Source organism: Parapedomonas caeni, assembly GCF_041060555.1.
Classification (GTDB): Bacteria; Pseudomonadota; Alphaproteobacteria; order Sphingomonadales; family Sphingomonadaceae; genus CAUJIW01.
In genome coordinates, this window is record NZ_JBEUDS010000064.1 from 1 (window position 1) to 1,510 (window position 1,510).

The 1,510-nt window shown below is 70.6% G+C and carries 2 protein-coding genes; both read right to left on the reverse strand.

Features of this window, described 5'->3' with window-relative positions; all coding sequences use genetic code 11:
* Positions 1-157 (reverse strand): phage head-tail joining protein (locus ABU113_RS17155; RefSeq protein ID WP_454560669.1); only part of this gene is annotated, 157 nt, incomplete at its 3' end.
* Positions 158-167: 10 nt separating this feature from the next.
* Positions 168-1,510 (reverse strand): terminase gpA endonuclease subunit (locus ABU113_RS17160; RefSeq protein WP_454560668.1); only part of this gene is annotated, 1,343 nt, incomplete at its 5' end.

Sequence of the window (1,510 nt, forward strand, 5' to 3'; positions counted from 1 at the left end):
CCTCGGCGATCCGCCGTTCGAGGTCGCCGAGGGCGGCCGCCATTTCGGCATCGCTCGCATAGGTGATGCGGCGCCCCTCGACCTCGACGGTGCGCACGCCGCGCCATCGGGCGGCGAGCAGCGCATCGCGGCGCGCGATCATGTCCTCAAGCGTCATGGTCTCGGTCTCAACTCAGATAGCTGGGCGTGAACACCCGTCGGCCGCGCCGGGCAGGCGCTCGTCGCACCAGTCCCGCGGAGGCGATCTCTGGCGCGCCGGGGTCAGAGGCCGTCGTCTCTGGCGCCGCTGTGTTGCTCGGATCGAGCGAGCCGACCTGGCGTTCGAGATCGCGCCATTTCTCCTCGCCCCAGCGGTCGGCGCCGGCGATCCAGGCGGCGGCACGGGCATAGACCCGGCAATCCAGCGCCTCGTTGCGTTCGCGCAGCTTCTGCCATTCGAGCCGCTGAAACCCGCGCCTGGTCTTCACCGTCACCAGCTGCTCGGCGACGAACTGCTTGCACCACTCGCTGTCGGCCCAAGCCGGCAGGTGGATGGTCCCTGCGGGAAAGCGCGCGCCTCCGGCACGCTCCTCGTCGGTCGGCCGTCCGAGCCGGAGGTAGCGATAGGTCTCGGCCTTGAAAGTCGAGACCGCGACCGACCACAGCCGCGCGCCGCGCCGCAGTCGCTTGCCGCCGGCTGTCGCATCGACAAAGGTCGGCCCGGAGACCGGGCTCGCCCGATTGAAACCCTCGACACCCTTGACCGGCGCCACCTGCGCGAAGCCGGCGCGCCGGGCCCAGCCGTAGACCGAAGGCGCCTCGAAGCCGGTGTCGATCGCGAGGCGCGACAGGCCCATCGCCGTCCCCGAGGCGTGCGGCCAGTTGCGGCCCAAGAGACCGTCCAACGCGGACCATGCGGCGGCATGTTCGGGGCCGCCCTCGATGACAATGTGGTCGACGAGCCAGCTCTCCAGCCCGCGCCCCCAGGCCCAGACGTCGACCTCGATCCGGTCCTTCTGGACGTCGGCGCCGGCGGTGAGAAACAAGCCGCCCATCGGCACTGTGCCGGCTGGCCAGCTCTCCCTGCGATCGTAGAGCCGCTGCCAGTCCGGCGCCTCGCCCGTCTCGACCCAGGTCTCCCCCAGCGAGGTGTTGACGAAGGTCTTCATCGCCTCGTCGCCGTGATCCTTCGCTGACAGAAAGGTGCGCACCATGGCTTCCAGACGGACCCAGGAGGAGTAGACCTCGTTCAGGTGAAAGCCGGCGATGCCGTCGAACGGGGCCTCGGCCCGCCATTCGCCCCTGCGCACGGCGGCCCAGCGCTCGGCGTCGCTCCAATGCGCGCCGCAATGGCGGCATTGGTATCGCGCGGTCTCCGGCCGGTGGGCGCCGTCCGCCTCGCGGTCCCAGCGAACCTGCTCCCAGACCAGCGTCTGATGCTCGCCGCATTCCGGGCACGGCACGAAGAAGCGGCGCCTGTCGCTTTCGGCATAGGCGGTCTCGATCCGGCTCGCGCCACGGATGGTCGGCG